Below are 1,100 nucleotides of genomic sequence, written 5' to 3' on the forward strand. Positions count from 1 at the left end.
GATTTAAAGAAAAGGCTATCTAAAATTGTAATAGGCTATAATATACATAAACAACCAGTTACAGCAAGCGATCTTGGAGCAGAAGGGGCACTTACGCTTTTATTAAAGGATGCGCTTAAACCAAATTTAGTTCAAACACTCGAACACACACCTGCATTGATTCATGGGGGACCTTTTGCCAATATCGCTCATGGCTGTAATTCTATTATTGCCACAAAGATGGCAACGAAATTAGCGGACTATGTAGTAACAGAGGGTGGATTTGGTGCTGATCTTGGTGCCGAGAAATTTCTAGATATTAAAGCAAGATACGCAAATATTAAGCCAGAGGCGGTTGTCATTGTCGCGACAAATCGTGCGTTAAAAATGCACGGTGGCGTGGCTAAGGAACATCTCAAAGAAGAGAACGTCGAAGCTTTAGCAAAAGGCCTAGAGAATTTGCAAAAGCATATTGAAACGGTTCAAGCTTTTGGCCTGCCGTTTGTAGTTGCTATTAATAGATTTGTAACAGATACGGAAAAAGAAGTAGAGAAAGTTGAATCCTGGTGCGCGGAACATTCGTATCCAGTTGCCCTTACAGAAGTTTGGGAAAAGGGTGGCGAAGGTGGAATCGAGCTTGCCGAAAAATTGCTTGATGTCATCAAAACGGGACAAAATCAATTTGCACCGATTTATGAATTATCCGCTTCAATTGATGAAAAAGTAAAAACAATTGCTAGAACGGTTTACGGAGCAAAGGATGTTGAGTTTTCCGGAAAGGCGAAAAAGCAAATGGCCGATTTCGAAAAATTCGGCTGGGGTAATCTGCCAATCTGTATGGCGAAAACCCAATACTCACTCTCAGGTGACCCAACAAAACTTGGTCGACCTACTGATTTTACAATTACAATCCGTGAATTCAGACCGTCCATCGGGGCAGGTTTTATCGTTGCCTTAACGGGTGAGGTTATGACAATGCCTGGACTTCCGAAAAAACCATCCGCTCTCAAAATGGATGTTAATGAAGATGGAAAAGCAGTCGGATTGTTTTAGAATCGTGGTATGAGCGAAAGAAGGTATTAACATGTTTCATCCAACTGTATTTGATAACCTGAAGGTCG

At 41.4% G+C, this 1,100-nt stretch carries 1 protein-coding gene; it reads left to right on the forward strand.

All coding sequences use genetic code 11. The features are described 5' to 3' along the window. Positions 1-1,032, forward strand: a 1,032-nt coding sequence (locus V7147_RS21825; protein ID WP_335369914.1) for a formate--tetrahydrofolate ligase, incomplete at its 5' end; no start/stop codon positions are given. Positions 1,033-1,100: the final 68 nt, after the last annotated feature.

It is taken from the genome of Bacillus sp. JJ1521 (genome assembly GCF_036965165.1).
Taxonomy (GTDB): domain Bacteria; phylum Bacillota; class Bacilli; order Bacillales; family Bacillaceae_L; genus Ferdinandcohnia.